1 protein-coding gene and 2 pseudogenes are annotated in these 4,718 nt (G+C 73.5%); 1 reads left to right on the forward strand and 2 read right to left on the reverse strand.

Annotation, left to right across the window (positions count from 1 at the left end; all coding sequences use genetic code 11):
- Positions 1–185: 185 nt before the first annotated feature.
- Positions 186–1,004 (reverse strand): annotated as a pseudogene (locus tag MZTS_RS22635) (L,D-transpeptidase family protein); the annotation flags it as partial.
- An 83-nt stretch (positions 1,005–1,087) separates the two neighbouring features.
- On the reverse strand, positions 1,088–3,691 hold the full coding sequence (locus MZTS_RS22640) for an ATP-binding cassette domain-containing protein (RefSeq protein ID WP_192285505.1): 2,604 nt from the start codon (positions 3,689–3,691) through the stop codon (positions 1,088–1,090).
- Between the two features lie 484 nt (positions 3,692–4,175).
- On the opposite strand from MZTS_RS22640, the pseudogene MZTS_RS22645 reads away from it, so the two are divergent.
- Positions 4,176–4,718, forward strand: a pseudogene (locus MZTS_RS22645) (DUF3341 domain-containing protein); the annotation flags it as partial.

A 4,718-nucleotide genomic window follows, 5' to 3' on the forward strand; every position in this document is an offset into this window, starting at 1 on the left:
TGCTGGCCGCCATCGGAATAGGTGGTGCGCACGGCGGCCGCGCCCTCCTCCACCAGGGCGGCGATGCGCCCGTTCTCGGCCCGGTGCAACTCGACGAAAGCCGCCTCCTTGGCCGGATCGCTGGAGGGCGCGGCCGCCGTCCGCACCACCTATTCCGATGGCGGCCAGCACGCCTTCTGGGCCGCGCCCTCCTCCACCAGGGCGGCGATGCGCCCGTTCTCGGCCCGGTGCAACTCGACGAAAGCCGCCTCCTTGGCCGGATCGCTGGAGGGCGCGAAGACGTAGCGACCGCCCGAGACGCCGACCACCGGCTCCTCGCCGGTCGCCTCGAACCGGTCGGAGCCCTCTTTCAGCTGGCGCCAGAAGGCGATGTTCGGGTCGGTGCGGTAACGGGCCATGTTCGCCGCCGTCATCCGGAACGGGAAGGACTGGAACTGAAACGCGCTCTGCCCCCCGGCAAAGGCCTCGCGGGCGATGGAAAACAACTCTCCGGCCACCGCGTCGGTCATGGCGAAACAGCCCATGGACGAGCAGATCCCGTGCACCATCACCGCCGAGCCGGTGTAGCCGTGAGCCCGGTCGTAGGTGTTGGGATAGCCGATGTCGAAGGAGAGGTAATAGCGCGAGTTCGGGTTCATCTGGCTCTTGGCCACCGTGTAGAACCCTTCCGGCGTCTGCCGGTCGCCGCTCTTCGTCTTCGGCCCGAGCTGCCCCGACCAGCGGCAGATCGGGTAGGTCTTGATCGGCACGTAGCGGCCGGCGGCGTTGCGCTTCCAGAGTTCGATCTCCGATTCCTTCTTGTAGGCCCGCAGCACGATCGGCGAGGCGGCATGGGTGCCGCGCGCGGCCATCAGCGCCAGGGTCGCGGCGGGGATCGGCGCGTTCGCCTTGTCCGCGCGTGCCGTAACGCTCCAGGCGGTGACGATCAGCAGCCCGATCAGAGCCGGCAGCAGGGCGCGAAACCAGGGCCTCACGGAGCCGCGTGAGCCGTTCGGAGGAAGCATGCACCGTCTCGAATCGGGGCCGGCGCCACTCGTGGCGGAACGCCTCAGTCGTGCCCAAGCTTTGGGGCGGATTTGCGGGCCGGTCACGCGGGGATCGCGGCCTGTTCCTCCGCATCGCCGGCGATCACCGTGTTGCGCTCCACCCGCAGCACGGCATCGAACGGCGCCTGCCGGCTCAGGGTGGCCTCGTCGGGCAGGCAGACGATCAGGCCGGCTCCCGCCCGCAGGGCGCGCAGGCGCTCGACACGGGCGGTGATCTCGTCGGGCTTGCGGTCGTCGAGGGACAGGCCCACCACGAGGATGTCGGGCCGGCGCACGAGACAGCGGACGAACTCGATCGCCACCCGCTCGCGCGGGCCGATGGCCCCCTCCCCCAGCACCGCGCGCTGGCCCTGGCCGGCCCCCGCCGCACCCGCCTCGATGCGGGTGGCGAGGCCGAGCCGGTAGACGGTGGGCTCCAGGCCCTGCTCGGCCAGGACCCGGCGCACCAGGGCGCGCACCCGCGCCTCCGCGCCCGCCTCCCCCTGGGTGATGCGCCCGAACAGCAGATTCTCCTCCAGGCTCGCGGCGGCGGTGAGCCGGGCCGGATCGTAGAACTCGACCTTCTCGCGGTAGCGCGGCGGCAGCATCGCCGCGAAGGAGTGGCGCACGGCCACGAGGCGCTCCTCCAGGCTCGCGTCGATCAGGCCGAAGCGGTGGCGCGTCTCGCTGTAGCGCAGGGCCAGCCCGATCAGCCGCTCCCGGTCGCGATGGCCGGCCGGGCCCCGCCGGAAGCCGCGGGAATCGGGCTGACGCGCGATCAGATCCTCGAAATAGCCCCGCTCCGCCGCCGGGAAGAGCGAGAAGGTCTCGAACAGCGGATGGTCGTCGGGCAGATCCGAAAAGATCTCGACGGTGGAGCGGGCGACCTGCAGGCCGACATCGGCGAGGGTCCGGGTGAGATCCTCGGCCTCGAGCACGGCCCGGAGATAGGGATGGGCGGCGAGCCGGCCCTCCGAGAAGGCCGGGCCGACCGCCTCGCCGAACAGGATGTTCTCGCCGATCGTCGCTTGGTGGTTGTAGCGGGCGGGATCGAACGGCTCGACCAGCCGGGCCATGCCCTCGGCTGCCAGGGCCTCGCGCACGGCGCGGCGGGCATCGACCAGCGCCGCGGCGGTGGCCGGATCGTCCTCCGGGTCGACGGAGGCTTCGAGCCCGCGCTCGTAGACGAAGGCGTCGAGGCCGGTCAGCTTGAGGATGGCGATCCGCTCGGCCAGTCCCGAGGCCTCGCGGTCGCCGCTGCGGGCGCCGTAGAGCAGGTTCTGCCGCAGGGTTCCCTCGATCAGGATCGCCTCGGAGCCTGCCAGCGCGATCCGCCGGGCGCGCTCGGCGGAATCGAGGGCGCGCAGATCGGTGCCGCCGTAGGTGACGGCGCCGGCTGTGGGTTCGATCTGCCCGGCGAGCAGGGCGGCAAGCGCCCGCGCGCCGCTGCCGCGATGGCCGACGATCGCCACATGCGCCGGCATCGGCAGGGCGAGATCGACTCCGGTCAGCCGCTCGCCGCTGCCGGGATCGTAGGCGCCGACCCCCCGCGCCACGAGATTCCCGGCTTCCGGAAACGGCGCCGTGTGCTGCGGCAGGTTTCCCGGCAAGCGGGGCCCGAGGACGCTCAGGGTGTCGGCGATGGTGCGGAACAGGGGCGCCACCACCCGGTACTGGTTCCACAGCTGCAGGCTGAGGGCGACCAGGGTCGCGGCGAGAGCGAAGGCGCCGGCCGCGGCGGCGAGGGCGCCGGGCAGGACGTTGTCCGCCTCCGTCGCGGCTTCACCTTGCCAGAGGGCGGTGGCGACGAGGAGCGCCGGCAGGATCACGACCAGGGCGAGGGCCGGGGCGCGGGCCAGGGCGAGGCGGGTTTCGGCCCGGACCAGGGTGGTGCGGGCGGCCCGCGCCCGTAAGCCAAGTCGGCGCCGCTCGAAGGCCGCCGCGCCGTGGGCGCGCACCGCCGGCATCCGCCGGATCAGGTCGCGCAGGCCGGCCTCGGTCGCGGCGGTGTCGGCCCGGCGCAGGCCCCGGCGGGCGGCGGTGCGGCTGGCCAGCAGCGCCCGGGCGAGGCCGACCGCGGCCAGCAGAAGGGCCGTGACCGGCACGAGGCGGGGGGCGGCGAGTTCCGCCATCACCAGGGCGAGCAGGATCGCGGCCAGGGTCAGCCCTGGGACGACGATGCCCACGGCCGAGAGCTGGCCCATCCGCGCCAGCGCCTGCCCGACGAGGCCGGGAAGGGCGCGCAGATCCTCCCGCGCGCCGGGGGGCGAGGCCAGGATGGCGTCGGTGGCCCGCGCCCGCAGCCGTGCCATGGCCCGGGCCTGAACGGAGAAACACAGATAGGCGATCACGGCGCCGAGCACGGCCAGCAGCAGGGCTGCGGCGGCCAGCGCGGTCAGGGCGATCAGCGGCAATTCGGTGGGCGCGAGGCTCCATCCCTGCAACAGGATCGGCGCCTCGCTCTCGTGATGACCCGGCAGCGGCAGGGCGATCCGCAGGAAGGGCAGCGATTCCGGGGTACTGCGGGTGAGGACGGCGATGAGATCGCGCAGGCACAGCAGCACGAACAGGGCGAGCGGCGTGCCGAGACCCACCGCCAGCCCGAGCGCCGCCGCGTGGCGCCGCGGCGACGAGGCCCAGGCGAACAGGATGGGATCACGCTGCATCGGTTCTCCGGGCACCCGGCGACGGGTTCGCTACGGTGGGATGCGGCATCGAAGGGAATTCGCGGCGGAGTGGAAGGGGCGATCCGGCGGAAGACGCCGGGCGGAGCGGGCTCCCGCCCTCCATCGCATGGAAATGCGGCGGCGCAAGCCCGTGGCGCAAGGCGTTCCCGGCGTGGCGCCGGTCTCGACGGCGCCCTCCGCCGGAAGGATTATCGTTTCGCCGACGGAGAACGCATCGCGACAATGGCCCTGCGCCGATCCCGATTGCAACGCGGGCGGGATCGGCTCTAGTGCGGGAGAGCACACCGCGCACGGCCGGCGCGCGCTTGCCCTTGCACGGCACGGGCTTCTGCGCGTCAGACCTCCCTTCGGCGGTTCCGGCCGCCGTTCCTCCCCCGATGCGGACCATGCCGGATGGCCTCGCGACACGTTGACCCCCCATTCCCGCTCTGGGCCGGGCCGACCATGGGGAGCCGCTGAGACGATGGCCGCGCCGTCCTTCCCCGCCGCTTCCCCGGCAGATCCCCTCTACGGTGCCCCGGTCATCGACCCGGGCGAGACATCGGCCGCCATCGGGGACAGGCTCGCGGGGGGGCTGCTGGCGCCGGCTGGACGCGGGTGGCGCATCGCCGCGGCGGGAGCGGCGGCCCTGTCCCTCGCCTGTGCCGGCCTGCAATGGGCGCTGTCGCGTTCCTTTCTCGACGAGGCGGGGGCCGGCTGGTGGATCGGCCTCGCCGCCGGCTGCCTGATGATCTCCGGGCTGCTGCTGCTCGCCGGCGTCGCGTGGGGCTGTGGGATCGGCCGCCTGACCCAGACCGCCGCCCTCCTCTGTGCCGCCCTCGCCGCGCTCCATCCGGGCGCCGTCGATCCGATGACCCTCGCGGGCCTGCTCGCGGCGAGCCTCGGCCTGTGGACGGTGGCGCTCCTGCCGGACCTGGCGGTGCTCAGGGACCGGCTCGCAGGACAGCCGGGAACGCTGCGGGCCCGCCTCTACCGCCTGGCCGCCGCCGGCTGGCATGGCTCGGCG

The organism is Methylorubrum zatmanii, assembly GCF_014845115.1.
Taxonomy (GTDB): Bacteria; Pseudomonadota; Alphaproteobacteria; order Rhizobiales; family Beijerinckiaceae; genus Methylobacterium; species Methylobacterium zatmanii.